This is a genomic window from Streptomyces sp. JL2001 (genome assembly GCF_050917515.1).
Lineage (GTDB): Bacteria > Actinomycetota > Actinomycetes > Streptomycetales > Streptomycetaceae > Streptomyces.
Window position 1 is genome coordinate 7,035,233 of the sequence record NZ_CP169421.1, and the last position, 23,938, is coordinate 7,059,170.

The 23,938-nt window shown below is 73.0% G+C and carries 30 protein-coding genes and 1 riboswitch; of the genes, 15 read left to right on the plus strand and 15 right to left on the minus strand.

The window, feature by feature from the left end; genetic code table 11:
- Window positions 1-101 precede the first annotated feature (101 nt).
- Window positions 102-548 (plus strand): SRPBCC domain-containing protein, encoded by a 447-nt coding sequence (locus ACE1OA_RS31385; protein ID WP_356605304.1) that lies wholly within the window; start codon window positions 102-104, stop codon window positions 546-548.
- Window positions 545-913, plus strand: coding sequence for an ArsR/SmtB family transcription factor (locus ACE1OA_RS31390; protein ID WP_356605302.1), 369 nt, complete (start codon window positions 545-547; stop codon window positions 911-913). The genes ACE1OA_RS31385 and ACE1OA_RS31390 overlap by 4 nt, the downstream gene beginning before the upstream one ends.
- 315 nt (window positions 914-1,228) lie before the next feature.
- Here ACE1OA_RS31390 and ACE1OA_RS31395 read toward each other — a convergent pair whose 3' ends face one another.
- From ACE1OA_RS31395 to ACE1OA_RS31445, 11 genes are all read right to left on the minus strand, one after another.
- On the minus strand, window positions 1,229-1,666 hold the full coding sequence (locus tag ACE1OA_RS31395; protein ID WP_432753748.1) for a glutaredoxin domain-containing protein: 438 nt from the start codon (window positions 1,664-1,666) through the stop codon (window positions 1,229-1,231).
- A 276-nt stretch (window positions 1,667-1,942) separates the two neighbouring features.
- Window positions 1,943-2,791 carry an energy-coupling factor ABC transporter ATP-binding protein gene (locus tag ACE1OA_RS31400; protein ID WP_356605298.1) on the minus strand — a complete coding sequence of 283 codons (849 nt, stop codon included), beginning with the start codon at window positions 2,789-2,791 and terminating at the stop codon, window positions 1,943-1,945.
- The gene (cbiQ, locus tag ACE1OA_RS31405; protein ID WP_386541381.1) at window positions 2,788-3,537 is read right to left on the minus strand and encodes a cobalt ECF transporter T component CbiQ; all 750 of its coding nucleotides are present in this window, start codon (window positions 3,535-3,537) and stop codon (window positions 2,788-2,790) included. The genes ACE1OA_RS31400 and cbiQ overlap by 4 nt, the downstream gene beginning before the upstream one ends.
- Before the next feature lie 6 nt (window positions 3,538-3,543).
- Entirely contained in the window at window positions 3,544-3,972 is a 429-nt protein-coding gene (locus ACE1OA_RS31410) for an energy-coupling factor ABC transporter substrate-binding protein (RefSeq protein WP_386541379.1), read from the minus strand.
- Window positions 3,969-4,670: an energy-coupling factor ABC transporter permease gene (locus tag ACE1OA_RS31415; protein WP_384869788.1), complete on the minus strand. Its 702-nt coding sequence runs from the start codon at window positions 4,668-4,670 to the stop codon at window positions 3,969-3,971. The genes ACE1OA_RS31410 and ACE1OA_RS31415 overlap by 4 nt, the downstream gene beginning before the upstream one ends.
- 29 nt (window positions 4,671-4,699) lie before the next feature.
- Window positions 4,700-4,905: riboswitch (cobalamin riboswitch) on the minus strand.
- A gap of 77 nt (window positions 4,906-4,982) precedes the next feature.
- Window positions 4,983-5,387: a PTS-dependent dihydroxyacetone kinase phosphotransferase subunit DhaM gene (locus ACE1OA_RS31420; RefSeq protein WP_356605290.1), complete on the minus strand. Its 405-nt coding sequence runs from the start codon at window positions 5,385-5,387 to the stop codon at window positions 4,983-4,985.
- A complete protein-coding gene (dhaL, locus tag ACE1OA_RS31425) occupies window positions 5,384-5,959 on the minus strand; it encodes a dihydroxyacetone kinase subunit DhaL (protein ID WP_356605467.1) in 576 nt (191 codons plus the stop codon). Before dhaL ends, ACE1OA_RS31420 begins: the two co-directional genes overlap by 4 nt.
- A gap of 207 nt (window positions 5,960-6,166) precedes the next feature.
- Window positions 6,167-7,159: a dihydroxyacetone kinase subunit DhaK gene (gene dhaK, locus ACE1OA_RS31430; protein WP_432753749.1), complete on the minus strand. Its 993-nt coding sequence runs from the start codon at window positions 7,157-7,159 to the stop codon at window positions 6,167-6,169.
- Between the two features lie 391 nt (window positions 7,160-7,550).
- Window positions 7,551-7,874: a plasmid stabilization protein gene (locus tag ACE1OA_RS31435; RefSeq protein ID WP_356605286.1), complete on the minus strand. Its 324-nt coding sequence runs from the start codon at window positions 7,872-7,874 to the stop codon at window positions 7,551-7,553.
- A gap of 92 nt (window positions 7,875-7,966) precedes the next feature.
- A complete protein-coding gene (locus tag ACE1OA_RS31440) occupies window positions 7,967-9,046 on the minus strand; it encodes an SRPBCC family protein (RefSeq protein WP_356605284.1) in 1,080 nt (359 codons plus the stop codon).
- Window positions 9,043-10,092 carry a histone protein gene (locus ACE1OA_RS31445; protein ID WP_356605282.1) on the minus strand — a complete coding sequence of 350 codons (1,050 nt, stop codon included), beginning with the start codon at window positions 10,090-10,092 and terminating at the stop codon, window positions 9,043-9,045. Before ACE1OA_RS31445 ends, ACE1OA_RS31440 begins: the two co-directional genes overlap by 4 nt.
- A gap of 211 nt (window positions 10,093-10,303) precedes the next feature.
- On the opposite strand from ACE1OA_RS31445, the gene ACE1OA_RS31450 reads away from it, so the two are divergent.
- Genes ACE1OA_RS31450 through ACE1OA_RS31485 form a run of 8 tightly spaced genes read left to right on the plus strand, consistent with a single transcriptional unit; the run spans window position 10,304 to window position 14,176 of the window.
- Window positions 10,304-10,666, plus strand: a complete 363-nt coding sequence (locus ACE1OA_RS31450) for a gas vesicle protein (protein ID WP_384874302.1) — start codon at window positions 10,304-10,306, stop codon at window positions 10,664-10,666.
- Between the two features lie 28 nt (window positions 10,667-10,694).
- The gene (locus tag ACE1OA_RS31455; protein ID WP_386541371.1) at window positions 10,695-11,162 is read left to right on the plus strand and encodes a gas vesicle structural protein GvpA; all 468 of its coding nucleotides are present in this window, start codon (window positions 10,695-10,697) and stop codon (window positions 11,160-11,162) included.
- A 3-nt stretch (window positions 11,163-11,165) separates the two neighbouring features.
- Window positions 11,166-11,885 carry a GvpL/GvpF family gas vesicle protein gene (locus ACE1OA_RS31460; protein ID WP_356605276.1) on the plus strand — a complete coding sequence of 240 codons (720 nt, stop codon included), beginning with the start codon at window positions 11,166-11,168 and terminating at the stop codon, window positions 11,883-11,885.
- Between the two features lie 54 nt (window positions 11,886-11,939).
- Window positions 11,940-12,185: a gas vesicle protein GvpG gene (locus ACE1OA_RS31465; protein ID WP_356605274.1), complete on the plus strand. Its 246-nt coding sequence runs from the start codon at window positions 11,940-11,942 to the stop codon at window positions 12,183-12,185.
- 21 nt (window positions 12,186-12,206) lie between these two features.
- Window positions 12,207-12,647 carry a gas vesicle protein gene (locus ACE1OA_RS31470; protein ID WP_386541366.1) on the plus strand — a complete coding sequence of 147 codons (441 nt, stop codon included), beginning with the start codon at window positions 12,207-12,209 and terminating at the stop codon, window positions 12,645-12,647.
- Window positions 12,644-13,513 carry a GvpL/GvpF family gas vesicle protein gene (locus ACE1OA_RS31475; RefSeq protein WP_384874308.1) on the plus strand — a complete coding sequence of 290 codons (870 nt, stop codon included), beginning with the start codon at window positions 12,644-12,646 and terminating at the stop codon, window positions 13,511-13,513. The genes ACE1OA_RS31470 and ACE1OA_RS31475 overlap by 4 nt, the downstream gene beginning before the upstream one ends.
- A complete protein-coding gene (locus ACE1OA_RS31480; RefSeq protein WP_356605268.1) occupies window positions 13,494-13,763 on the plus strand; it encodes a gas vesicle protein in 270 nt (89 codons plus the stop codon). Before ACE1OA_RS31475 ends, ACE1OA_RS31480 begins: the two co-directional genes overlap by 20 nt.
- The gene (locus ACE1OA_RS31485; RefSeq protein WP_384874314.1) at window positions 13,760-14,176 is read left to right on the plus strand and encodes a gas vesicle protein K; all 417 of its coding nucleotides are present in this window, start codon (window positions 13,760-13,762) and stop codon (window positions 14,174-14,176) included. The genes ACE1OA_RS31480 and ACE1OA_RS31485 overlap by 4 nt, the downstream gene beginning before the upstream one ends.
- Window positions 14,177-14,333: 157 nt before the next feature.
- Here ACE1OA_RS31485 and ACE1OA_RS31490 read toward each other — a convergent pair whose 3' ends face one another.
- Together ACE1OA_RS31490 and ACE1OA_RS31495 are read right to left on the minus strand one after the other, a co-directional pair.
- Complete coding sequence (locus tag ACE1OA_RS31490; protein ID WP_356609258.1) at window positions 14,334-14,585, minus strand: DUF6479 family protein; 252 nt, start codon at window positions 14,583-14,585, stop codon at window positions 14,334-14,336.
- 240 nt (window positions 14,586-14,825) lie between these two features.
- Complete coding sequence (locus ACE1OA_RS31495; RefSeq protein WP_432753750.1) at window positions 14,826-15,560, minus strand: VOC family protein; 735 nt, start codon at window positions 15,558-15,560, stop codon at window positions 14,826-14,828.
- Between the two features lie 249 nt (window positions 15,561-15,809).
- On the opposite strand from ACE1OA_RS31495, the gene ACE1OA_RS31500 reads away from it, so the two are divergent.
- On the plus strand, window positions 15,810-16,085 hold the full coding sequence (locus ACE1OA_RS31500; RefSeq protein ID WP_356609262.1) for an isoamylase early set domain-containing protein: 276 nt from the start codon (window positions 15,810-15,812) through the stop codon (window positions 16,083-16,085).
- 148 nt (window positions 16,086-16,233) lie between these two features.
- On the opposite strand, the gene ACE1OA_RS31505 is transcribed toward ACE1OA_RS31500, so the two are convergent.
- A complete protein-coding gene (locus ACE1OA_RS31505) occupies window positions 16,234-17,322 on the minus strand; it encodes a mechanosensitive ion channel family protein (RefSeq protein WP_384874320.1) in 1,089 nt (362 codons plus the stop codon).
- Between the two features lie 173 nt (window positions 17,323-17,495).
- Between ACE1OA_RS31505 and ACE1OA_RS31510 the strand changes: the two genes are divergently transcribed.
- Window positions 17,496-17,693, plus strand: a complete 198-nt coding sequence (locus tag ACE1OA_RS31510) for a hypothetical protein (RefSeq protein ID WP_356609266.1) — start codon at window positions 17,496-17,498, stop codon at window positions 17,691-17,693.
- Between the two features lie 42 nt (window positions 17,694-17,735).
- On the opposite strand, the gene ACE1OA_RS31515 is transcribed toward ACE1OA_RS31510, so the two are convergent.
- Window positions 17,736-18,746 carry a glutathione S-transferase family protein gene (locus ACE1OA_RS31515; RefSeq protein WP_384874323.1) on the minus strand — a complete coding sequence of 337 codons (1,011 nt, stop codon included), beginning with the start codon at window positions 18,744-18,746 and terminating at the stop codon, window positions 17,736-17,738.
- A 414-nt stretch (window positions 18,747-19,160) separates the two neighbouring features.
- Here ACE1OA_RS31515 and ACE1OA_RS31520 point away from each other — a divergent pair, with 414 nt between their 5' ends.
- The 3 genes from ACE1OA_RS31520 to ACE1OA_RS31530 all read left to right on the plus strand — a co-directional run bounded on the left by ACE1OA_RS31520 (window position 19,161) and on the right by ACE1OA_RS31530 (window position 23,832).
- Window positions 19,161-20,240, plus strand: coding sequence for an alpha/beta hydrolase (locus tag ACE1OA_RS31520; RefSeq protein WP_432753751.1), 1,080 nt, complete (start codon window positions 19,161-19,163; stop codon window positions 20,238-20,240).
- Window positions 20,240-21,529, plus strand: a complete 1,290-nt coding sequence (locus ACE1OA_RS31525) for an MFS transporter (protein WP_356609325.1) — start codon at window positions 20,240-20,242, stop codon at window positions 21,527-21,529. Before ACE1OA_RS31520 ends, ACE1OA_RS31525 begins: the two co-directional genes overlap by 1 nt.
- A 380-nt stretch (window positions 21,530-21,909) precedes the next feature.
- Window positions 21,910-23,832 (plus strand): glycosyl hydrolase family 8, encoded by a 1,923-nt coding sequence (locus tag ACE1OA_RS31530; RefSeq protein ID WP_386546341.1) that lies wholly within the window; start codon window positions 21,910-21,912, stop codon window positions 23,830-23,832.
- The last annotated feature ends 106 nt before the right edge of the window (window positions 23,833-23,938 follow it).

A 23,938-nucleotide genomic window follows, 5' to 3' on the forward strand; every position in this document is an offset into this window, starting at 1 on the left:
CAACGCGCGCCCCGCCGTTCGCGCAACCTTTGGGTTGCGCCTCGATCCGCGACGTGCAACCCTGGAGTTGCATCTGATGGTGTCGAGGAACGGAGTCCGTCATGAGCGAGGACCGGATCGAACGCGAGACCCTGATCGAGGCGCCCCTGGAGCGCGTCTGGACCCTGGTGGCACAGCCCGGCTTCTGGGTCGCCGACAAGGCGAGCCTGCCGGGCACGGTGGCCGAGGAGGGCGTGACGATGGTGGCGAGGAACCCCGAGCACGGCGACTTCCCCGTGCGCGTGGAGAAGGTGCGGCCCCCGAGCTACCTGGCGTACCGCTGGACCAGCGCCTTCCCCGGGGAGGAGCTGCGCGAGGAGAACAGCACCCTGGTCGAGTTCACACTGACCGCGGAGGGCGGCAAGACCCGCCTGCGTGTCGTCGAGAGCGGGTTCACCGCGCTGGCCGGGTCGGAGGACCTGCGCAGCCGGAACCACAAGGACCACACCGAGGGCTGGCCGCTGGAGCTCGACGCGCTCCGCAAGCGCGCGGAGGAGCCCTCCCCGTGACCGAGGAGGTGCCCGGTGCCGCCGAGGTCGTCGACGTCGTCCTCGGCGCGCTGGCCGACCCGATGAGACGGCGGCTGCTCGACCTGCTGGCCGCGCGGGGGGAGGCGACCGCGACCACGCTCGCCGCGGAGCTGCCCGTCTCGCGGCAGGCCGTCGTCAAGCACCTCGCCGTGCTCGACGCCGCCGGACTGGTGTCCGGCGGCCGGGTCGGCCGGGAGGTGCGGTACGCGGTCAGGCCCGCGGCCCTGGACACGACGGCCCGCTGGATGGCCGGCCTCGCGGCCGACTGGGACCGGCGCCTGGCCCGCATCAAGCGCGTCGCCGAGGCGGCGGAGCGGGACGAGGGCGGGTCGCACGGAGTCTGAGCAGCGCGCCGGCTGACGGGAGCCCGCCGGCCGGGCGGGGGGCGCGCGCCGGGCCCGGCATCGGGACGGTGGCGCCGGCGATGCCGAACGCGGCCGCGCACCCGGCCGGGGCGGACACCGTCCGCCGCCGGACGGCGACGGTGCCCCTGAAGTCGACCGGCTCGCAGCTTCAGCCGGTGCGGCGGAACAGCCTCGGTCGCGGCAGCGGCGCCGGCACACCGAAGCCGACCCGTGCGGCTTTCCCGCTCTCCGAGCAGCAGGCGGTCGACGCACTCACCGGTCCCGTCCGGGTGCTGATCCCCGGCGCGCTCCCGGTCACGAGGAAGGGGAGAGCTGTTCGCGCACCCAGGCAGGATCGGGGTTGGTGTGCGGCCGGCCCGCCACGACGACGGTCGGCACGGTCTCGTCGCCGTCGTTGGCCGCCCTCACCACCGCCGCTCCGGCCGGGTCGCGCCAGATGTCGACCCAGTGCAACCGGCGGGCGCGACGGCCCAGCCGGATGCGCAGCCGCAGGCAGTACGCGCAGCCCGGCCGCCAGTAGACGACCGGCCGGCCGTCGACGGCGCTGCGGCGTTGCGCCTCCGTCGCACCGATCGACCTCGGGAAGACCAGCGGCGAGTTCACGCCTGCCAGCAGCACGAACGCCGCCAGGAGCGCCGCGGCTTCGCCGGGGCGCCCCCGGAGGAACAGCCCGGTCGCGACGGTTGAGCCGATGGACACGAGCAGCACCGGCAGGATCCACATGCGCGTCATGATGATCCAGGCTATCGGTGAGCCGAGTCTCCCGCCGGAGCGGGCCGCCGACCCGCGGGTACCCGCCGGCCTCCCGGGCGTCACGCACCACGTCGAGCGAGGCCTCGGCCACCAGGGGCAACTCCTCCTCGGGGAAGGTCATCGCGCCGTCGCCGAACGAGATCAGGTACCGCGTCCTCCACGGCTCCCTCGGCCGTCGGCCCCTTCGAACCCTCCTCGCCCTACGAGGAACGCCTCCCTTCGGAACCGAAGCTCCTCCCCGCTTCCGAGGCACCGTCAGGCCCGCCCCCGCACCTCCGCCCACGCGTCCAGCTCCTCCGCCGTCCGCGGACCCGGCGCGTCCGGTGCCAGCAGGCCGTGGCCGCGCAGCAGCCGGGTCACGGCCATGCCCCACGGGCGGCGCAGCCGGGCCGCGGCGAGCAGCGCGTCGTCGCCGAGCAGTTCGGCGATCGGCCCGGTCCGGAGCCCTTCGGGCGACAGCACCGCGGCGTCGTCCGCCCAGCGCAGCGCCAGATCCACGTCGTGTGTGGCCATCACCACGGTCGTACCGGTGTCCCGCAGCCGGCCCAGCACCTCCAGCAGTCGCTCCTGCCCGTGCGGATCGAGCCCGGCCGTCGGCTCGTCCAGGACCAGGACCCGCGGGCGCATCGCCACCGCCCCCGCGATCGCCGCCCGCTTGCGCTGCCCGTACGAGAGGAGGTGCGTCGGCCGGTCCTCCAGGGCCACGATGTCCAGCGCCTCCAGCGCCTCGCGGACCCGCAGCCGCACCTCCTCCTCCGGCAGGCCCAGGTTCATCGGCCCGAAGGACACGTCCTGGCCGACCGAGGCCGCGAAGAGCTGGTCGTCCGGGTCCTGCACCACGAGCTGCACCGTCGTCCGCAGCCGGGTCAGACCCTTGCGGTCGTGCGACACCTTCTCGCCGTCCAGCCGGAGCGTGCCGCGGCCGAGCCGGAGCCCGCCGCTGAGCAGTCGCATCAGGGTCGTCTTGCCACTGCCGTTGCGGCCGAGCAGAGCCGTCGCCCGCCCCTCGGGCACGGCGAAGTCGATCCCGTCCAGGACGGCGGGACCGTCCTCGTAGGCGAATCCCGCCTTGACCAGCTCCACGACCGCGGACCGAGAACTCAACGCAGGGACCTTTCGAGTACGAGAGTGAGCGCGACGAGCCCGGCGAGCAGGCCGGCCGACGCGGTGAGGAACCGGCGCGAGACCGCGGCCTCGGGCACCAGGACCCGCAGCGTGCCGTCGTACCCGCGCCCCGCGAGTCCGGTCTGCAGCCGCTGGGCGCGGTCGAAGGCACGGACGAACGCGGTCGCGCCGAGCCCGGCCAGGGAACGCCAGGTCGCCGCCCGTGTGGTGAGCCCGAGCCGGGCCGCCTGCGCCTGCCGGATCCTGGCCATGGCGTCCAGGAGCAGGAAGCCGATCCGGTACATCACCAGGGCGACGTCCACGACCGGGGCCGGCACGCCCGCGCGGACGAGCCGGGGCAGTACGTCCGAGACCGGCGTGGTGAAGGCGAACAGCAGGACCCCCAGTGAGGCGGCCGACGTCCGCAGCAGCAACTCGCCCGCGTGCACAGGTCCGTCCGGAGCGAGGGCGACGAGCCCGTGGGCCCCGCCGACCTCGAACAGCAGCGGGACCGCACCCGTCACGCAGAAGCCCAGGGGGATCCGGAACGCCCGCCACAGCTGACGTCGCGGCACGCCGGCGGGTCCGAGCAGCACGGTCAGCGTGGCCGCGGCGACCAGCACGGCGCCGGGCCACGGCGGCAGGCACACCGCGCACAGGGTGAGACCGAAGCCGAGAACGGCCTTCTCGGCAGGATGACGGCGACGCCAGCGACTGCTGTGCGCCGCCGCGTCGATCGGCAGCATCCGTGACTACTCGTCGCCGGGCGGCGCGGCCGCGGGCTTCACGGACATCGCCGCCGTCGCCGCCGACTTCGCGGACGATGCCGACGGAGTGACGGCGGGCGTCGTCGTGCCGTCCGGTGTCGCCCGGGCCGCCGCGCGGGCCTCGCCCTGCCTGCGCCCCTTGCGCAGGCCGAAGTAGTACGCGAGGACACCGGCGCCGAGCGCGGCCTGGAGCGCGAACAGCGCCGACTCGATCTCGCCGGACGGCGGCTCGTAGAGCGGGCTGAACCACGGCTCGTAGTCCGGACTGAGCTCGGTGATGGCGGTCTCCGCCTCGGCGTCGGCGCCGGTGAACGGCTCCTCCTTGTGGTCGCCCAGCCCCAGCAGCAGGGGCAGTACCGCCAGCGCGGCCACCACGAGCAGCAGCAGTGAGTTGATCTTCGCGTTCCTGCTCATCGGCCGACCGCCTCCGTGGTCCCGCTCTTCCGGCCCGCGGGAAGCAGCACGCCGAGCCGGGTCAGTTCCCCCTTGCTCGACTGCGCGAGCAGACGCATCACGAGCACCGTCAGCAGACCCTCGCTGACCGCGAGCGGGATCTGCGTGACGGCGAAGATGCCGCCGAACTTCGCCAGCGCCCCGACGAAGCCGCTGCCCGGGTCGGGGAACGCCAGCGCCAGCTGCACGCTGGTGACGCAGTAGGTGGAGAGGTCGGCGACGAAGGCGCCGAAGAAGACGCTCACCATCAGCGGGACGTCGAACCGCCGCAGCAGCCGGTACGTCCCGTACCCGGCCCACGGGCCGACGATCGCCATCGAGAAGGCGTTGGCGCCCAGGGTGGTCAGCCCGCCGTGCGCCAGGAGCAGTGCCTGGAACAGCAGGGTGATGGTGCCCAGTACCGCCATCACGGGCGGCCGGAAGAGGATCGCGCCCAGCCCCGTACCGGTCGGGTGCGAGCAACTGCCCGTCACCGAGGGAATCTTGAGGGCGGACAGGACGAACGTGAAGGCACCGGAGGCGCCGATCAGCAGCGTCGACTCGGGATTGGCCTTCACCTCACGGGTCAGCGCACGGACACCGTGGACGACGAAGGGGGCGGCTGCGACGCCCCAGGCGGCCGCGTGCACAGGGGGCAGGTACCCCTCGGCTATATGCATGGTTGGGAGACCCTCTCCAGCACCTCGTGGATGGACAACGCACCTTGGCCGGTCTCCTGGCTGACGGTCATGACGCCCGGACTCCGCCTTCCCACACCGCCCGCGGTCGCCCGCGGTGGTGCAGTGGCTTCCCTGGGGACCTCCCAGGGCGTGGAGCCGGACCTCCCGATCACAGTGGCGAGGGCCGCACCGGTACTGCACCGGTTTCCCGTACACCAAGGCCCTGCGACATTAGTGCGTTGACCAGGTACATCACAACACGGTGGTGTGCCGGCACGGCCCGTGACGGGCGGCCGGGCCGCCCGCCGGGCCTCATGCCTTCCGGTAGGTGTACGCCTCCGAGGCCGCCGCCTCCACGGCGTCCAGGTCCCCGCCGGCGCTCGCCGTCACCAGGGCGGCGACGGCTCCCTCGACGAACGGCGCGTCGATCAGCCGGGCCCCCGCGGGCAGTTCGCCGTCCTCGGCGAGGAGCGCCTTGACGGTGAGGACGGCGCTGCCCAGATCGACGAGCAGGGCCACACCCGCGCCGCGGTCCGCGGCCTCGGCCGCCTCGGCGATCAGCTCCGCGCTGGTGCCGAGACCGCCGTCCGGAGTGCCGCCCGCGGGCAGGATCGGCGCGCACGGGCCGCCTCCGGCCAGACCCCGGGCGAGTGCGGCGACGGCCGCCGCCACCGGGCCGCTGTGGGAGACGAGGACGATGCCGACCTGCCCGGTCATCCCGCCGCCTCGGCGAGCGCGGCCATCAGCAGCGCGGACGAGGTGGCTCCGGGGTCCTGGTGCCCGACGGAACGCTCGCCGAGATAGCTGGCCCTGCCCTTGCGGGCCCGGAGGGGCACGGTCGCGAGGGCGCCCCGCTCGGCCGCCTCCCGCGCGGCACCGAAGGACCGGCCCAGTGCCTCGGCCGCCGGCAGGAGGGCGTCGAGCATGGTCTTGTCGCCGGCCTGCGCCCCTCCGAGTCGCGACACCGCCGAGACCCCGGCATCCAGCGCCTCGGCCAACCGGGCCCGGCTCACGGCCGGTTCGTCGCCCAGTTCCTTGCCGGTCCGGCGCAGCAGCGTCCCGTACAGAGGCCCGGACGCGCCCCCCACCGTGGAGATGAGCCGGCGTCCCGCGGTCACGAGGACGGCCCCCGGCGTCGGGGGCGGCTCCTTCTCCAGTACGGCCGTGACGGCGGCGAAGCCCCGCTTCAGGTTGGCGCCGTGGTCGGCGTCGCCGATGGCGGAGTCCAGCTCGGTCAGACGGTCCGCCTCCCGGTCGACGGCGGCCGCGGCGATCGTCAGCCAACGGATGAAGAAGGCGGCGTCGAACGCCCCGGACGCGGCGTCGGAGAATGCGCCCGGCGTGCCGGGGGAGCCGGGTGGGTCGGAGGATGCGCCGGGTGTGTCGGGGGAGTCGGGGGCGGTCGGCTCGGGCACTGCGGTCACCTCGCTGGAGTCGGCTGCGGTGGGGGAGTTCGGGAGCGCGGGAGTTCAGCGCGTCGGGGGCCGCCCGAGGCGTCACCGGCCCCAGCGCAGCGCCGCCGTCTGCACGGGCGCGTCCCACAGCCGCAGCAGTTCCTCGTCCACCTCGCAGAGCGTCACCGAGCAGCCGGCCATGTCGAGCGAGGTCACGTAGTTCCCCACCAGCGTGCGGGCGACCGGGATGCGGCGTTCGGCCAGCACGCGCTGGACCTCTGCGTTGAATCCGTACAGTTCGAGCAGAGGGGTGGCGCCCATGCCGTTGACCAGGACCAGGACCGGACCCGACGGTCGCAGGTCCTCCACGACGGCGCTCACGGCGAAGTCGGCGATCTCCCGCGAGGTCATCATCGCGCGCCGCTCGCGTCCCGGCTCGCCATGGATCCCGATTCCCAACTCCAGCTCGCCATCGGGGAGTTCAAATGTGGGACTGCCCTTCGCCGGGGTACTGCAGGCGCTCAGGGCCACCCCGAAGGACCGCGACCGCTCGTTGACCCGGCGGGCGACGGCCTCGACCCGCTCCAGCGGCGCGCCCTCCTCGGCGGCTGCTCCGGCGATCTTCTCCACGAAGAGGGTGCCCCCCGTGCCGCGCCGCCCGGCCGTGTAGAGGCTGTCCGTCACGGCCACGTCGTCGTCGACCAGGACCCTGGCGACCTGGACGCCCTCGTCCTCGGCGAGCTCGGCGGCCATCTCGAAGTTGAGGACGTCGCCGGTGTAGTTCTTGACGACGAACAGCACCCCCGCCCCGCTGTCCACCGCGGCGGCGGCCCGCACCATCTGGTCGGGCACCGGGGAGGTGAAGACCTCGCCGGCGCACGCGGCCGCCAGCATCCCCGGCCCGACGAACCCCGCGTGCAGGGGCTCGTGCCCGGATCCGCCGCCGGAGACCAGCCCCACCTTGCCCGCCATGGGGGCGTCGCGCCGCAGGACCACGCGGTTCTCGACGTCGACGGTCAGTTCGGGGTGGGCCGCGGCCATGCCGCGCAGCGCGTCGGCGACGACGCTCTCGGGCACGTTGATCAGCATTCGCACGAGTACCTCCGGGGGAGTGGAGCGGGTGAGTCGTCCAGCGGGTCGGGGCAGGGCGTGACGCGGGGGCGGTACGGCAGGTGGCGCGGCGCGGGAGGGTGCCGGTCGCCGGGCCGGGGGACGGCCGTACGGCGCCGGCACGGCAGCGCGCGGGCGCCGACCACCTGAGCGGCAGTCAGCGCGGAGGGGGCGGGCCGTCCTTCGCGGGTGCGCGTCACGCACCGATTATCGACGGCGCCGGGCCTGCCCGCACGGGTACCGCGGGTTCGGGTGCGGACAGGCGATCGGGGGTGCGGCGACGAACGGCTCCACGCTCCGTCGCGGGCAGGAGGACCGGTGGCGCCCGGACGGCGGGTGCGGGGGGTTCGGCCGCGTGTGCGTGGCCCAGAGCGTGTCAGTGACCCAGAGCCCGCTTGAGCTCCGCCTTGTCCATCTTGGAGCGGCCCTCGATGTTGCGCTGCCGGGCCTCGTTGTAGAGCTGCTCCTTCGTCGGGCCCTGCGCGCCCCGGTGGGACCGCTGCCCGCCCCGACGCGACGATGACATGTCCTCGAGGGAGGTCCGGCTGGCGGTCTTCGACTCGCCTGCGCGGGCACGTTCCTTGTTCACCGTGCGCGCGGCGATCTCCTTGGCCCGCTCGGTGCTCTCGCCGCGATCCTCGGCGCTCTCCTTGATGTGCTCGTACTGCCGCTCGCGTTTGGGGCTCGAACCACGAGGCATGACGTCTCCTTGGTCGGGTCGGGTCGGGTCGGGTCGGGTTCCGGCCGGTTCCGCGATACCCGCCGGGGGCGAGCGCATGCGCGCCGTCGGCGTCACTTCCTGCCGGCGTCCTCGTACTCGTCCTCGTCTTCCTCCTCGTCCTCCTCTTCCTCCTCCGGCTCGTCCTCGTCGTACTCGTCCTCGTACGCCCCGTCCTCCTCCTCGTCTTCCTCGTCCTCCTCGTCCTGGTCGGCTTCGCCGTCCTCGTCGTCCGCGCCTTCCTCTCCTTCGTCCTCGTCCCGGTAGCCCTCCTGACCTTCCTCGTCCTCTTCGCCCTCTTCGCCCTCTTCGCCTTCCTCTGCTTCCTCCTCCTCCATGGCCTCCTCGTGCGTCTTGACGACCTCGCCGTCGCGTATCTCGCCCCGCCAGCCCTCGGGTTCCTCGCTGCCCAGGGTCACGTGGCGGTCGAAGTGCTTCAGGTCGAGGCGCAGACGGCGGCCGCCGGCGCGCCACACGTTTCCGGTCTTCTCGAAGAAACCGGAGGGGTAGTACTCCACGACGACCAGGATGCGCGTGAGGGACGGGCCGAGTTCGTGGAAGCTCACGCAGCCGCGGACGGTGCCCTTGGCGCCATCCGAGCTCCAGACGATCCGGTCGTCCGGCACCTGCTCCTGGATGGTTGCCTTCCAGCCGCGCGTGGAGGGGCCGACCTTCACCTTCCAGTCGCTGGTGGTGTCGTCGCCCTTGGAGACGCTGCGGACGCCCTTGGCGAAGTCGCTGAAGTCCTCGAACTCCGTCCACTGGTCGTACGCGGCCCGCAGGGGCACGCCCACGTCGATGAACTCGACGATGTTGGTCGCCTTGGTGCTGCCCTTCCTGCCCTTGCCCTTCCCCTTGCCGAACAGCCCGGACGCCGCGTCCGTGACCTTGTCCTTCAGGCCGGAGAGCTTGCTGCCGGCAAAGGCCTTCAGGGGGGAGTCCCCCTGGAGCATGCGCCCGCCGATGTCCCCCAGGCTCCCGCCGTTCTGCGCGACGTCGCCCAGTTTGTCCGTGACCTCGCCGATCTTGCCGGAGGCCTTGTCGGCCAGTCCCTCGGCCTGGGCCGTGAGGAACTTGCCGAGTTCGTCCTTGAGCATGTCGAATCCGGATCTGTCCTTCGTGTTGTTCTCTGTCTTGTTCTCTGTCGTTGTCATGACCTACTCCGCGAGGACCGGGAAGACGTCTTCTTGGCCGCCGTCTTGCGCGTCGAGCCCGTCGACTTCTTGGGTGCCGTCTTCTTCGCAGGGCTTCTGGAGGCGGTCTTCTTGGGGGCGGACTTCTTGGCGGCGGTCTTCTTCGCCGGACTCCTGGACGTGGTTTTCTTCGCCGCGGTCTTCTTGGCCCCGGAACCGGAGGCGGTCTTCTTGGCCGCCGTCCCGGACGTGGTCTTCTTCGCGGCCGTCTTCTTCGCCGGAGTCTTCGCGGCGGACTTCTTGGCCGGTGCCTTCTTCGCCCGGCTCGTGCCCTTGTCGGCCGTTCCGCCGCCGCGGGACGACGACGTGGTGGAGCGCGAGCGGCTGCGTGTGCCGCTGCTCGCGGCGCGCGACGTCGACGGGGCGGCCCGCTTCCGGCGTGGCTTCTCAGCCGGCTCCGGTTCCTCGTCAGCCTCCGGCTCCTCGTCGGCCTCTGCCTCCGGTTCCTCGTCGGCCTCTGCTTCCGGTTCCGGTTCCTCCTCCTCTTCTTCCTCTTCCTCTTCCTCTTCTTCCTCCTCCTCCGGCTCCTCCGCCTCGGCGGAGGCCTCGGGGCCCTCGTCGTACTCCTCGTCCTCGTCCTGTTCCTCGTCTCCCTCTTCGCCCTGCTCCTCGTCCTCGTAGGGCTCCTCCTCGTACTCGTCCTCGTACCCTTCTTCCTCCTCCTCCCCGTCCTCCTCGCCTGCGCCGCCGTCGCTGCTGGTGAGGCTGAGCGTCCGTTCGCGGAGAGATCCGGCGAGGTCTTCGAGCTTGCGGTTGGCGGCGGCGCCGAGCGCCTGGCGTCCGGCATCGAGGGCTTCGCCGCGCAGCTGCTCACCGAGCTCCGCCACCTGGGGCAGCTCACGCACCTTCGAGAGTCCCTGGGTGAGCAGTTGCCCGGGTTCCAGGCCGAAGCGCCGACCCGCGACGTAGGTGGCGATCGTGAACGCCAGGCGACCCTTCTTGGTCCGGCCGAGCACGTAGCCTCCGGCGAGCGCGGCTGCCAGCGCCATTTTCGTGGTGTCCTGCATCAGTTTCTCCGTCCCTCCACCGGGCTGCGCCCGCTCGGCGGCCAGGGGGGCGCGTGCGGTTGCCCGCGCTGTCTGTCCGGTGCCCGGTCGCCTCGTCATTCCAGGAGCGTTGCTCGGGATATACATGCCACCTGCTCAGTTGGGCAGGTGTTATGCGTGGATACTCACGAAATCTCCCGAGATGGGGTCCATGTGCCTTTTGGAGGGATCTATGGCCGCAGCGGAACCGGCTCGCGCCCGGCGCTCGACGTCGCGCGGCGCCGACGAGGAGAAGCCCAAGGAGCGACGCCGTCCCCCGCGCCGACGGACGGGCGTGCCGAACGCGGCCTCGGCCATGAAATCGGCCTCCGAGCAGCTTTCGCAGCTGCTCGGGCGGCCTCCCGAGAGCGTGTCCTCGCTCCGCCCGACCGACGACGGATGGGAGGCGCAGGTCGAGGTCGTCGAGCTGGAGCGCATCCCGGACACCACCAGTGTGCTGGCGAGTTACCGGGTGAGCCTGGACGAGAACGGCGAGCTCGTCTCGTACGAGCGGACGCGCCGCTACACGCGAGGAATGATCGATCGGCAGACCTGACACGGTCCTGCCGGAAGGAGGAGGCGTCATGACGGTGGTGCCGCAGAGCGGCGGCAGTGTCAGCAGAGGCGGAGGATCCTCGAGCAGCCTGTACGACGTTCTGGAACTGATTCTCGACCGAGGTCTGGTCATCGACATCTTCGTGCGGGTGTCGCTCGTGGGCATCGAGATCATCAAGATCGACGCACGCATCGTCGTGGCGAGTGTGGACACCTATCTGCGCTTCGCCGAGGCGTGCAACCGGCTGGATCTGGAATCGGGCCGCAAGGCCCCCGCCCAGTTGCCCGAGGTCATGGGCAAGATGGCCGAGGGCGGTGCGCACGGCAAGTCGAAGGGCGCGCTGAGCGGCGCCGTCGAAGCCGTCACCGAGTCCATCGGCGGCGGGTCGAAGCAGAGCGACGAGGACGACTCCGAGGAGGAGCCGGAAGAGCAGGAAGAGCCCGCACCGCGCCGTCGGCGCCCGGCCAAGCGCACGGCACGCCGCCGAGAGGAGTAGACCATGGCTCTGTACGTGTACTCGATCGTCGGCGCGGACCACCCCCGCGACCTCGACGGACTGTCCGGGGTCGGTTCTTCCGCCGAGTCCCTGCGCGGCGTGGCCGCCGGTGAACTCCACGCGATCGTCAGCGAGATCTCGGAGGAGATCCGCCCCAAGCAGCGCGATCTGGCCCGTCACCACGAGGTCCAGGAGCGTCTGATGGACGAAGGGACGGTCCTGCCGCTCCAGTTCGGCTACATCGCACCCGACGAATCCGCCGTCCGGCAGGTGCTCGAGGAGAACTCCGACCGCTACCTGGCGGCGCTCGACCGGCTGGCCGGCTGCTCGGAGTACCACCTGAAGGCGTCGCAGGCGGAGGACGTGCTGCTGCGCCGCATCCTCCAGGAGGTGCCCGAGGCATGGGATCTCGACCAGCGGATGCGGGCGGGATCGCCCGATCCGGGTCTGCCCCTGGCGCTGGGGGAGCTGGTGGCCCGGGAAGTGGACGCACGACAGGAAGCGCTGGCCGACTCCGTCGTCCGGGAGCTGGCGGGCTTCGCCCGCGAGCAGAACGTCCACCCACCGGCGGGTGAGGACTTCCTCAACCTCTCGCTCCTCGTCCCGCGGGAAGAGGAGGAGAATTTCCTCAAGCGGCAGGACGCGCTCTCGCAGCAGCATCTCGACGGCGGTGTCAGGTTCCGCGTCAGCGGGCCCCTGCCTCCCTACAGCTTCGTCCGGTAGACGCCGGTTCTCGGCGCCGCCGGACCCGCCGCCCGTTAAGGAGGGCGAACCGACATGGGCCTTTTCAGCACACTGGCCACGCTCCCGCTGGCCCCGGTGCGCATGGTCGCCTGGGCCGCCGAGCGGGTGGTGGAGCAGGCGGAGGACCAGTACTACGACCCGGCTCCGATCTGGCAGGAGCTGGCCGCGCTGGCCGAGGAGCGGGACCGCGGCGAGATCGACGAGGAGAGCTTCGATCGCCGCGAGGACGAGCTCCTGGACCGCCTGGCGGAGATCGAGGCGTTCCGGCGCGGCACCTGACCGAGAAGCGAGGCGAACACCGTGACTGACCCGCTCGCCCACCGATTCGAGGGCTATCCCTCGCGGGCGGCCCCACCCGAGTACGGCTCCTCGGCGAACCTCGCCGACATCCTGGAACGGGTCCTCGACAAGGGCATCGTCATCGCCGGCGACATCCGGATCGACCTGCTGGACATCGAGCTGCTGACGATCAAGCTCCGCCTGCTGGTGGCCTCGGTCGACAAGGCCAAGGAGATGGGCATCGACTGGTGGGAGCACGACCCGTCGCTCTCGTCCCGCCACAGCGGCGACCGTCTGGTGGAGGAGAACCGGCGCCTGCGCTCCGAGCTCGACTCGCTGCGGCGCGAGGTGCGCGGGCTGAGCGGGGCACGGCCGACCAGGCGCCGCCGCCTCCTGGACGAGGAGACCGCCGAGGAGGACGAGGAGCCGGTCGAGGTGGACGAGGAAGGGCCGTCGTCATGACGGGCGACCGGGCCGGCGCGCCGACGCTGACGTACGTGTACGCGGTCGTCCCCGCGGACGACGAGGTGACCGTGGTGGTCGAGCCGCTCCGGGGCGTCGCCGAGGCCCCGGTCCTGCTGGTGGCCGAGGACGCGGCGGCGGGACCGGCGCTCGCGTTCGCGGCCAGCCGGGTGCCTGCCGAGGACTTCGGGGAAAGCGCTCTCAAGCAGCATTTCGAGGACGTGGGATGGCTGGAGGACACCGCCCGCGCGCATCACGGCGTCGTGGAGGCGCTCGCCGCCCGCACGGCGGTCCTGCCGCTCCGGATGGCCACGGTGTACCAGGACGCCGAGCGCGCCCGGCAGGCGCTGTCCCGGCGCAGGGAGTACTTCGCCGAGCGGCTGGCGCTGCTGCGGGGCCACACGGAGTACGGGGTCAAGATCTATCTGTCGCCGTCCTCGCCCGAGGGGGAGCCGGAGGACGGGCCGCGGGGACCGGGCCCCGGTGCGTCGCCGGACACCGTCACGCCCGGACGCTCGTACCTGCGGCAGCGCCGTGCCCAGCACGCTGCCCGGGAGGCGCGGGACGTCCAGGCCGGCGAGGCCGCCGCGCACGTCGAGGCCGCCGGCGCGCGCCACGCCACGGGCGTGGTCCGGCATCCGGTCCAGCGCAGCGCGCTCAGCGGTCCGCTGGAGAACATCCTCAACAACGCCTACCTGGTGCCGGACCGGGAGACCGAACGGTTCCGCGCCGCCGTCCTGGAGGCCGCCGCGCCGTACACCGCCCTCCGGATCGAGCTGACGGGGCCCTGGGCGCCCTACTCGTTCGCCATGCCTCCGGAACCCGAGCAGGGCAGGGAGCAGACAGATGACCGTCCCACCCCGTGACGAACCGCCGGCCGTTCCGCTCCACGGCGCGCCCCCGGCCGTCCCGCTCCACGGCGAGCCGCTGGCCGGACGCCAGGTCGCGCTCGTCGATCTCCTGGACCGGCTGCTGGCCGGCGGCGTCGTCATCGCGGGCGACATCGTCCTGTCCATCGCCGACATCGACCTGGTGCGCATCTCGCTGCGCGCCCTGATCGTGTCGGTCGACGCCGACACGCCGGCGATGCCGCTGTACGGCGGGCGGCCGTCATGAGCGCCTTCGACGGAGCCGACGCGCGCGACGGAACCGGCCGCGCGGACGGCCCCGACGGCGACCTCACGGGCCTCGGTGAGTCGATGTCGCGCGCGTACCGGCTCCTCCGGTCACCGCCCGCGCCCGAGGACCACGGCCGGTACCCGGCGCACCGGGTGCGCACGGGTTCGGACACGGTGGAGGAGGACCTCCTGAAGCTCGTGCTCACCCTCGTCGAGCTCCTGCGGCAGCTCATCGAGCGCCAGGCCCTGCGCAGGGTGGACGCCGGTGACCTCACCGATGACCAGGAGGAAGAGCTCGGAGCCACGCTCCTCGCCCTGCACGACAGGCTGGAGGACCTCTGCCGGCAGCACGGCTACGAGCTGGAGGACCTGAACCTGGACCTCGGACCGCTGGGGCGGCTCCTCCCCTGAGTCGCCGGGGCGGCTCCTTCCCTGACAGGGCCCGGGCTTCCGCCACCCGGCCGGGCTCCTCGGACGGCCGGGTCCGGACGCCCGCCACGGACGCCTGACCCCGGCGGCCCGCCGATCGCTCGATCGGCGGGCCGCCGGGGTCAGGAGCCGGGCGGGGTCAGCGGCGGGAGTCGCCCAGGCTCGGGTCGTCGTCCGGGGTCGTCCACGAATCGCCGCCCGGCTGCGGCTTCGCCTGGGTCGGGTCACCGACCGGCCGCCGCCGACGGGCGACCCGGCGGCTGCCCCACCAGAAGCTCGCGAGGAGCACGCCCACCACGACGATTCCGATCGCGACGGCGAGAAAGATGGCGTTGGTGCCCGCCGCGGCCAGCTCGGAGGCGAGTCCGACGGCAGGGTGATCGGCGATCATGATCGTCTCCTTCGGATGGCCCGGCACACGGCCGGGAGGGGATACGACGGTCCCGCGGGGGACCGTGGCCGGCGGTTCGCGACCGTGCCGCCGTGGCCCGGTGACGTCGTCCGCCTGGCGAGCGCGTACCCCGTTGTGATCGGCGCACACGGCGTTCACCTCGGTCGTGCGCCGCGCGAGCCGATCCCCGAGTTCCTCCGGACCGGGCCTGTCCCCGCCGGGGCCGCGGAATCGTGCCCGCTACCGGGTCATCCGTACGGAGAACTCGTTGCCGTCGGGGTCACGCATCGATACCCGGCCGCTGTCGCCGTCGGAGGGGCCCTCGCCCGCGTCCGTGCGCGTCGCGCCGAGTGCGATCAGGCGGTCGACCTCCGCCTGCCAGTCGGCGTCCGCGGGGGCCGCCAGCTCCAGGAACAGCCTGTTCGTGCCCGTGTGCGGCGCCACCGGAGGGCCGCCCCAGGTGATCTTCGTGCCGCCGCTCGGCGACTGGATCGCGGTCTCCTCGTCCTGGTCCCAGACCAGCGGCCACCGCAGCGCACTGCTCCAGAAGTAGCCGACCTCCCGCGTACCGTCGCAGGCCAGCGCGCCGATGGGGCCGGTGTCGGCGAGGAACGTGTTGCCCGCCTCGATGACGCAGAACTCGTTGCCCTCCGGATCGGCGAGCACCACATGTCCTTCTTCGGGGAGCTGGCCCACGTCGAGGTGCTTCCCGCCGAGTCCCAGCGCCCTCTCCACCGTCCGCCGCTGCTCCTCGGGGGAGGCGCTGGTCAGGTCGAAGTGCCCGCGGTTCCGGCCGGCCCTCGGCTCCGGGCCCGGCAGGAAGCGGATGCGGAACCCGCCCGGGTCAGGGGGCAGCAACGCGACGTCGCCGTCCGGACCGTCGGCCGACTCCCAGCCCAGGATCCCCGACCAGAACCGCCCCAGGTCCGCGGGCCGGGTCGCGTGGAAGCAGATCGCGAACAGCTGACTGGTCATACCCGTACGTCTCCGATCCGCCGACCACCGATCGGCGCCTCGCCCCGACCCTCGTCCCTTGCGCGAGCGCAGCCTAGGGGCCGCCGTGCGCCACCCGCATCCGGGTTTCCGCCGCGGGGGAGCCGCGTGACACGCGGGGCGGTGTGGCGGCCGGGTGGTCTCCGGCGCGCTGGAACGTGCCGCGCCGCCCGCCGTCGCCTCCAAGGCCGAGGATGGGCCCGATCACCCACTCACAAGCCGGGAGCCCCGATGCTGGAACGCAAGACGCGTAAGAACCGTGCCGAGGTCACCTTCGTCCTGCCGGCCGACACCCCGCCCGGACCGGTCAGCGTCGTCGGCGACTTCAACGGCTGGCGGCCCGGTGTCCACACCCTCCAGCCGCGCAAGGACGGCCTGCGCGCCGTGACCGTGGGCCTGCCCCTCAAGAGCGCCCACGCCTTCCGCTACCTCGCCGCCGGGGACTACTGGTTCGACGACGAGGCGGCGGACGCCCACGACGGGGTCAACGGCCGCGTCCACACCTGAGACGCCGTACGCGAGCCCCGGGCCGCGATGACCGCACCCGCCCGCCGAGCCCACCGGCGGGCGGGGGGTCGGCCCCGCACCGCCCGCGGGGGAGGCGTCACCCGGTCTCCGGCAGCGATCGCCGGACATGGCACCCGGTCTTCCGGGCTCAGCGCGACGGGCTGCGCAGCTCGCTGCCGACCGACTTCGCCGACCGGGCCGGCCGGTCCGCCGGCGCCGTGGCGACGCGGGGCAGGGCGTACGGGTGCTGACGGGACAACCAGGCGACCAGCTGCTCCCGCACGGTGCACCTGGTCGTCCACAGGTCGTCGGGGTCCTTCGCCGTGACGATGGCGCGGACCGTGATGCCCGTGGGCGTGGTGTCGGTGACGGACAGGTCCCAGCCCCGCCCGTCCCAGGTCGGGCAGGTGTCGAGTATCTCGCGCAGCTGCGCCCGCATCAGCTGCACGGGCGTGGCGTGGTCGCAGTGCACCATGACGGTGCCGGTCATCTCGATGCCGCCGCGGGACCAGTTCTCGAACGGACGGGCCGTGAAGTACGACACGGGCATGGTGACGCGCCGCTCGTCCCAGGTGCGGACCGTGAGGAAGGTCAGCGTGATCTCCTCGACGGTTCCCCATTCGCCGTCGACCACCACGGTGTCCCCGATGCGGACCATGTCGCCGAACGCGATCTGGAAGCCGGCGAACAGGTTGCCCAGCGTCGACTGGGCGGCCACGCCCGCCACGACCCCGATGATGCCGGCCGAGGCCAGCAGCGAGGTGCCCAGGGTGCGGAAGCTCGGGAAGGTCACGAGCATGACGGCGGCCGCCACAACGCCCACCGCGACCGTCACGACGCGCATGATCAACGTGACCTGGGTGCGCACTCGGCGCACCTTGGCCGCCTCGCGGCTGCCGGACGCGTAGCGCGCGTAACTGGACTCGACCACGGCGGCCACGATGCGGATCGAGAGCCAGGCGCCCGCGGCGATCAGCACGAGCAGCAGCGCGTGCCCGATCAGTGACTGACGCTCACGGAGCGGGGGCCAGTCGATCGCCCGGTGGGAGCCGCGGAGCAGCCCCGCGAGCAACACGATCTGGAACGCGGCACGACAGCGGCGCAGCAGCCCCCACAACGGGGTCTCTGGATGGCGGAGGTCCGCTCGGCGCAGCAGGAAGTCGGCGAGCAGGCCGCTGGCGACCGTGAGCAGCACGGAGCCGCCCACGACGATCGTCAGACGAAGAACGCTGTCCATATCTCCTCAGCAAGGGTGTCGGTCTGCGTACACCCGTCTCGCCTGCCCCACTTCCGTACCGGGAACCGGACGGCGCTCACGGCGGGCGGCGGCCGGCCGGGGGCGGGGCGGATACCGCGGCGTTCCTCGGGTACTCGCGCGGGCGAGTGTGAGAAAACCGAAGGAGGCAGGTCATGCGTGGGCGCGACGGCGGGAGGCCCGTGCCGCGGACGACGGGCGCGGCGGGCCGGCTCACCGACGAGGAGTTCCGGGCACTCCTGAGCGAGGCCAGAGCGGAGGCACGACGCCGGTCGCTCGGCTCGCCGCCCGGGGGAGAGACGGACTACTCGTTGCGCACGCAGCACGCGGAGTTCGGGGCGGCGGCCCACTGACCCGCGGAAGGGGACCCGGCGTGAGGCGCCGGGTCCGCCGCATCAGCGGCGTGACGGCATGTGACCTGCCGGCACCTGCTCCCCCGCGGCGACCTGACCGGGCGGTGTGCCGTCGCCGAACGGGCGCCCCCCGAGCGCGTGACGCCCGTGCGGGGTGAGCCAGCCGGAGAGGTCCGGGCCGACCGGGATGACCCCGGTGGGATTGATGTCGTCGTGCACCGTGTAGTAGTGGCGCTTGATGTGGGCGAAGTCGGTCGTGTCGCCGAAGCCCGGCGTCTGGAAGAGGTCCCGGGCGTACGCCCAGAGCACCGGCATCTCGCTGAGCTTCTGCCGGTTGCACTTGAAGTGCCCGTGGTAGACGGCGTCGAAGCGGACGAGCGTCGTGAACAGGCGCACGTCCGCCTCGGTGATCGTGTCGCCCACCAGGTACCGGCTGCCCCGGAGACGTTCGGAGAGCCGGTCGAGCCGGTCGAAGAGGCGCTCGTACGCCTGCGCGTACGCCCGTTGCGATCCGGCGAACCCGGCCCGGTAGACACCGTTGTTGACGTCGGCGTAGACCTGCCCGTTCACGGCGTCGATCTCCTCGCGCAGTGCGGGCGGGTAGAGCTCCGGGGCCCCGGGGCGGTGGTGCGCCGTCCACTCCAGCGACAGGTCGAGCGTGATCTGCGCGAAGTCGTTCGTCACCACTTCACCCGTCGGCACGTCGACGATCGCCGGAACGGTGATCCCCCGGTCGTACTCCGGATCGCGGGCGAGGTACGCCTCCCGGAGCCGCTCGATACCGAGGACCGGGTCGCGGCCCCCGGGGTCGAGGTCGAACGTCCAGCTCCGTTCGTCGTGGACGGGACCCGCGATCGCCATCGGCAGGGCCGCCTCCAGCCCGAGCAGCCGCCGCACGATCACCGCGCGGCTCGCCCAGGGGCAGGCCCGGCTGACCACGAGCCGGTAGCGGCCGGGTTCCACGGGGAAACCCTCGCGGCCGTCCGCGGTGATGCGGGTGGTGAGGTACCGGCTGTCGCGCGCGTACTCCTTGCCGTGCTGCACGTAGCTCATCCCCGCGCAGTACCCGCCCGCGCCGGCGGCAAAAGTCGCGCAGCGTCCGGAGGGCCGTGCGGCCGATCAGGCCGTGCGGGCCGACGACCCCCGGGTGGGTGTCCACCGAGCCGCCGGGACCACACCCGGTGACCACGCCGCCCTCGCCCTCGGCGCCGCGCGGGCCCGCGCCCGCAGAGATCGCGAGCCGGACGCCGGCGGGCGATACTGGGCTCGGCCCGGGCACCCGCCGTCGAACGGGTGATCGAGGGCCGGGGTGTCCTCAGGCGGATCCGGCGCCCCGGCGCGGCCCCGGCCGCCGCCGGGATCGGTACCGGCCCCGCAGGAGTGACGCATCACGGCACCGTGAACCCCCGGGCGCGCGCCCGGTCCCGAGAAACCGGCGCCCCTCGGCGCGCGAACGAGGACGGTCACATGGCAGAGACGGCGGCACAGGCTCCCACGACTCCCGAGCCGGACGCGGCGCCCGAGCCGGACGCGGCTCCCACGGCGTCCGCGCCCCCGGGCGGTTCCCGCTCCCCGGGCGTGAGGCGGATCATCCTCGACGCCGCCGGGCTGCCCCTCTCCGCCCTCCTGAGCGAGCCCGCGGACGGCCGCCCGCCCCGCGCCACGGTCGTGGCCCTGCACGGGGGAGGGATGAGCGCCGGGTACTTCGACGGCCAGGCCCACCCCGACGTCTCCCTGATGACGCTCGGCGCCCGCCTGGGCGTCGCCGTGCTCGCGCTCGACCGGCCCGGCTACGGCGCCTCCGCCCCCTATCTGCCCGAGGGGCAGACGCTGCCCGAACAGGCGCGGGCCGTCCGGGCCGCGCTCGCCGAGGTCACGGCCCGTCACGACACCGGCCCGCTCTTCCTGCTCGCTCACTCCTTCGGCGGCAAGCTCGCCCTCGCGCTCGCCGCGGACGCGCCGCCCGGGCTCTTCCTGGGCGTCGACGTCTCCGGGTGCGGGCACCGGCCGGCGGTCGACGTCGCGCGCCTCCTGCGCCGGCCCGACGGCGCCGCCCTGCGCCGCCTGAACTGGGGTCCGCTGCACCTGTACCCGTCGGGCACCTTCCACGTCGGACAGCGGATCGTGACCCCGATGCCGCCGCGCGAGCGGGACACGGTAGGCGCCTGGGACGCCCTCGCACCCCGGCTGCTGCCCCGCGTGCGCGTCCCCGTACGGCTCACCTTCGCCGAGCACGAGGCCTGGTGGCGGCACACCGACGCCGATCTCGGCGCCCTCATCGGCCTGCTGTCCGGCGCGCCCCGTGTCGTCGTCGACCGGCTTCCCGGCGCCGGCCACAACATCAGCCTCGGGACCGCCGCCCGCGCCTACCACCTGCGGGCGCTCGCGTTCCTCGACGAATGCCTCCGTGCACAGGGCGGCCGAGCACCCGGCCACCGCGACGCCGCCGCTTCCGAGGCCGGCCCTCCCTGCGTGGCGGAGCACACCGCCCCCCACCCCACCGTCGCCGCTCGCCCCCACGCCGGCCCTCCCGCCGTCGCACCGTGATCCCGGCTGCCGCCGCCCACCCGTTCCGTGCCCTGGGCGTCCGCAACTTCCGGCTCTTCGCCCTGGGGCAGGTCGTCTCCGTCGCCGGCACCTGGATGTCGGTCGTGGCCCAGGACTGGCTCGTCCTGGAGCTGACGGGGAACTCCGCGACCGCCCTCGGCACCGTCACCGCCCTGCAGTTCACCCCGGTGCTGCTGTGCACCCTGTACGGCGGGAGGCTGGCCGACCGCCACGACAAGCGCACGCTGCTGACGGCGGCCAACCTCGCCTCGGGCCTCCTCGCCCTGCTGCTCGCCGTCCTCGTCCTGAGCGGCGGCGTCAGCCTGGCGCACATCAACCTCTTCGCGCTCGGCCTCGGGCTGGTCAACTCGGTCGAGGTACCCACCCGGATGGCCTTCGTCGGTGAGCTGGTGGGACCCGGATTACTGCCCAACGCCTCGGCGTTGAGTGCCGCGTACTTCAGTGTCGCCCGCGTGGCGGGCCCCGCCGTCGCCGGCCTGCTCATCACCGTCGCCGGCACGGGCTGGGTCCTCCTGCTCAACGGGCTCAGCTACGCGGCGACGGTGCTCGCCCTGCGGCGCATGCGCCCGGACGAACTGCACCGCGGCGCCGAGCCGGCCGGGCGCGCTCGGGTCGCCGACGGGCTGCGGTACGTGCGGAGCCGCCCCGACCTGACGGTGCCGCTCGCCCTGGTCGCCGGCGTGGGCCTGTTCGGGCTGAACTTCCAGCTCACCCTGCCGCTGCTGGCCAAGACCGTGTTCCACGCCGACGCCGCCTCCTTCGGTCTGCTGACCACGGCCTTCGCCGCCGGGTCGCTCGCCGCCGCCTTCCTCACCACCGCCCGCCGGACGCGGCCCTCGGCACGACTGGTCACCGGCGCGGCCCTCGTCTTCGCCTGCCTGGAGACGGCGACCGGGTGGGCGCCCGGGTACGCCGCCGCCGTCTTCCTGCTCTTCCTCACCGGCGGGGCCTCCATCTTCTTCGCCCAGGCCGCCAACCACCGTGTCCAGCTCGGCAGCGACGCGCGCTTCCGCGGCCGGGTCCTCGCCCTCTACACCCTCATCCTCCAGGGCTCGACCCCGCTGGGCGCGCTGCTCGTGGCGCGGATCGGTGCGGAGTGGGGAGCCCGCGCCTGCTTCGTGGCCGGCGGCCTCGCCTCCCTCCTGGTCGGTCTGGCCGCGCTCTGCCTGCCGGCGGGACGCTCGGGTCCCGAGCCGGCGGAGCACGACGCCGGGGCGGGCCCGCCCGTACCCGGGACGCAACGCGCGGCCGACGACCAGCGGACCTGAGCGGGAGGGCGTGCGGAGACGAGCAGGAGGCCGCGAGCCGGCGGACCTGAGCACGCCGCCGTGCGCGCGAGGCCGTCCAGCGGCGGCCCCCGGCCGGACGCGGTGCGTGCCGGGCGCGGCGGTGCAGTCCCCGACCGGCGCGGAGGAACCGGCTCGGCGACGCCGGAGTCGAAGCCCCGGACGTCGTCGGGACCCGGTCGACGGCGGCCCGTGGACAGGTAGTTGAACACGGGGCAGAAATCCGTTCATGGCGGGGGTCTTGCGCAGACCCCGGCCCTCTCTCTACCCTCCGGCGCAATGGTTAGGAATATTTCCTAACTATTAGCCATGGCTCAGAGCCCGGTCCCTGGAAGTCCGTCACGAAAGGAACCACCACTGTCATGAGCCGAAGAGGCACCACTCTTCTCGTGCTGTCGGGACTACTGGCGCTGCCGCTCCTCGGCCTGCCCCAGGCAGCCGCGGCCGACTCCCTCGTCTCCGCCGGGAAGCCGGCGACAGCGTCGTCCGTCGAGGGAAGCGGCTTCGCGGCGGGCCTCGCGGTCGACGCCGACACCACCACCCGGTGGGCCAGCGCCGAAGGGGTCGACCCGCAGTGGGTGCGGATCGACCTCGGATCCCCCCACACCCTCTCGCGCGTGAAACTCAACTGGGAGGCCGCGTACGGCAAGGCGTACCGCATCCAGTCCTCGTCGGACGGCGCCACCTGGACCGACCTCTACTCCACCGGCTCGGGCGACGGGGCGGTCGACGACCTCGCCGTCTCCGGCACCGGGCGCTACGTCCGCATGTACGGGACAGGCCGCGGCACCCCGTACGGGTACTCCCTCTGGGAGTTCGAGGTCTACGGCGCGCCCGCCTCGGGCGGCGGCGACACCGCCGCGCCGAGCGCGCCGGGGAACCTGCGCACCACGGCGACGACGTCGACCAGCGCCTCGCTGGCCTGGAACGCCGCCACCGACAACGTGGGCGTGACCGGCTACGACGTCTACCGCGGCGCCGCCCTCGTCGGCTCCACCACCGGGACGGCGTACACCGACACCGGACTCACCGCCTCGACCGCGTACAGCTACACCGTCAAGGCACGCGACGCGGCCGGGAACGCCTCGGCCGCGAGCGCCGCGCTCAACGTCACCACGCCCGGCGGCGGTTCGGGGCCGGCGGTGCCCTTCGGCAGTCACCTCAGGCCCTACGCCGCCGGCACGCTCAAGCCGTCCGGCACGCAGGCGACCCTCGACCAGAAGGTCGTCGCCTACTACAACAACTGGAAGTCCGCCTTCGTCCGCCAGAACTGCGGCAACGGCTGGTACCAGATCATCTCGCCCGACGCCGACCACCCGTACGTCGCCGAGGCGCAGGGCTACGGCATGGTCATCGCCGCGACGATGGCCGGCGCCGACCCGGACGCCAAGAAGATCTTCGACGGACTGGTCAAGTGGAAGCTCGACCACCCGTCCTCGGTCAACCCGAACCTGCTGGCGGCCGAACAGGACGTCAACTGCCGCAGCGTCAACGGCGGGGACGGCGCCACCGACGGCGACATGGACGTGGCGTACGGGCTGCTGCTCGCCGACAAGCAGTGGGGCAGCGCGGGCACGTACAACTACAAGGACCTCGCGATCAAGCACATCAACGCGATCAAGAAGGACGAGGTCAACCCCACGACGCAGTTGCTGAAGCTCGGCGACTGGAGCAGCCCCGGCGACCAGTACTACTACATCACCCGGACCTCCGACTGGATGGTGGACCACTTCCGCGCCTTCCGCTCGGCCACGGGCGACAGCGCCTGGGACGGCATCCGCAACGCCCACCAGAGCCAGATCGCCAACCTCCAGTCCACGTACGCGCCGAGCACCGGACTGCTGCCCGACTTCGTGGTCACCACGAACACCACGCCCAAGCCCGCGCCCGGGCAGGTCCTGGAGGACCCGAACGACGGCTCCTACTGGTGGAACGCCTGCCGCACCCCGTGGCGCATCGGCGACGACGCCGTGACCAGCGGGGACACCAAGTCGCTCGCGGCGGCCCGCAAGCTCAACAGCTGGATCAAGACGAAGACGGGCGGTGACCCGAACAAGATCGCCATCGGCTACAAGCTCAACGGCACGCAGATCTCGGCGGGCAGCGAGGCCGCCTACTTCGCCCCCTTCGCCGTGGCGGCGATGACGGACCCGGGCAGCCAGGCGTGGCTGGACGCCCTGTGGAACAAGATGCTGGGCACCCCGATCGACACGAGCAGCTACTTCTCGGCGAGCATCCAGCTCCAGGTCATGATCACGGCATCCGGCAACCACTGGGTCCCGTGACGTGACCCCCTGAACGCCGCCGGCCCGGCGGCACCACGGGCACCGCGCCGCTCCGGCGTCCAGGGAGCGGCGCGGTGCCCGTGCCGGGACCCGCGGCGGAACCTGA

What these genes read in the sequence shown, in the direction of transcription:
- ACE1OA_RS31460 (WP_356605276.1), top strand. Translation starts at nt 11,166, where the DNA reads ATGGCTCTGTACGTGTACTCGATCGTCGGCGCGGACCACCCCCGCGAC.
- ACE1OA_RS31475 (WP_384874308.1), top strand. Translation starts at nt 12,644, where the DNA reads ATGACGGGCGACCGGGCCGGCGCGCCGACGCTGACGTACGTGTACGCG.
- ACE1OA_RS31505 (WP_384874320.1), bottom strand. Translation starts at nt 17,322, where the DNA reads ATGGACAGCGTTCTTCGTCTGACGATCGTCGTGGGCGGCTCCGTGCTG.
- ACE1OA_RS31440 (WP_356605284.1), bottom strand. Translation starts at nt 9,046, where the DNA reads ATGACAACGACAGAGAACAAGACAGAGAACAACACGAAGGACAGATCC.
- ACE1OA_RS31480 (WP_356605268.1), top strand. Translation starts at nt 13,494, where the DNA reads ATGACCGTCCCACCCCGTGACGAACCGCCGGCCGTTCCGCTCCACGGC.
- ACE1OA_RS31415 (WP_384869788.1), bottom strand. Translation starts at nt 4,670, where the DNA reads ATGCATATAGCCGAGGGGTACCTGCCCCCTGTGCACGCGGCCGCCTGG.
- ACE1OA_RS31530 (WP_386546341.1), top strand. Translation starts at nt 21,910, where the DNA reads ATGAGCCGAAGAGGCACCACTCTTCTCGTGCTGTCGGGACTACTGGCG.
- ACE1OA_RS31515 (WP_384874323.1), bottom strand. Translation starts at nt 18,746, where the DNA reads ATGAGCTACGTGCAGCACGGCAAGGAGTACGCGCGCGACAGCCGGTAC.
- ACE1OA_RS31395 (WP_432753748.1), bottom strand. Translation starts at nt 1,666, where the DNA reads ATGACGCGCATGTGGATCCTGCCGGTGCTGCTCGTGTCCATCGGCTCA.
- ACE1OA_RS31495 (WP_432753750.1), bottom strand. Translation starts at nt 15,560, where the DNA reads ATGACCAGTCAGCTGTTCGCGATCTGCTTCCACGCGACCCGGCCCGCG.
- ACE1OA_RS31500 (WP_356609262.1), top strand. Translation starts at nt 15,810, where the DNA reads ATGCTGGAACGCAAGACGCGTAAGAACCGTGCCGAGGTCACCTTCGTC.
- ACE1OA_RS31465 (WP_356605274.1), top strand. Translation starts at nt 11,940, where the DNA reads ATGGGCCTTTTCAGCACACTGGCCACGCTCCCGCTGGCCCCGGTGCGC.
- ACE1OA_RS31420 (WP_356605290.1), bottom strand. Translation starts at nt 5,387, where the DNA reads ATGACCGGGCAGGTCGGCATCGTCCTCGTCTCCCACAGCGGCCCGGTG.
- ACE1OA_RS31510 (WP_356609266.1), top strand. Translation starts at nt 17,496, where the DNA reads ATGCGTGGGCGCGACGGCGGGAGGCCCGTGCCGCGGACGACGGGCGCG.
- ACE1OA_RS31485 (WP_384874314.1), top strand. Translation starts at nt 13,760, where the DNA reads ATGAGCGCCTTCGACGGAGCCGACGCGCGCGACGGAACCGGCCGCGCG.
- ACE1OA_RS31435 (WP_356605286.1), bottom strand. Translation starts at nt 7,874, where the DNA reads ATGCCTCGTGGTTCGAGCCCCAAACGCGAGCGGCAGTACGAGCACATC.
- ACE1OA_RS31520 (WP_432753751.1), top strand. Translation starts at nt 19,161, where the DNA reads ATGGCAGAGACGGCGGCACAGGCTCCCACGACTCCCGAGCCGGACGCG.
- ACE1OA_RS31490 (WP_356609258.1), bottom strand. Translation starts at nt 14,585, where the DNA reads ATGATCGCCGATCACCCTGCCGTCGGACTCGCCTCCGAGCTGGCCGCG.
- ACE1OA_RS31385 (WP_356605304.1), top strand. Translation starts at nt 102, where the DNA reads ATGAGCGAGGACCGGATCGAACGCGAGACCCTGATCGAGGCGCCCCTG.
- cbiQ (WP_386541381.1), bottom strand. Translation starts at nt 3,537, where the DNA reads ATGCTGCCGATCGACGCGGCGGCGCACAGCAGTCGCTGGCGTCGCCGT.
- ACE1OA_RS31450 (WP_384874302.1), top strand. Translation starts at nt 10,304, where the DNA reads ATGGCCGCAGCGGAACCGGCTCGCGCCCGGCGCTCGACGTCGCGCGGC.
- ACE1OA_RS31410 (WP_386541379.1), bottom strand. Translation starts at nt 3,972, where the DNA reads ATGAGCAGGAACGCGAAGATCAACTCACTGCTGCTGCTCGTGGTGGCC.
- ACE1OA_RS31455 (WP_386541371.1), top strand. Translation starts at nt 10,695, where the DNA reads ATGACGGTGGTGCCGCAGAGCGGCGGCAGTGTCAGCAGAGGCGGAGGA.
- ACE1OA_RS31445 (WP_356605282.1), bottom strand. Translation starts at nt 10,092, where the DNA reads ATGCAGGACACCACGAAAATGGCGCTGGCAGCCGCGCTCGCCGGAGGC.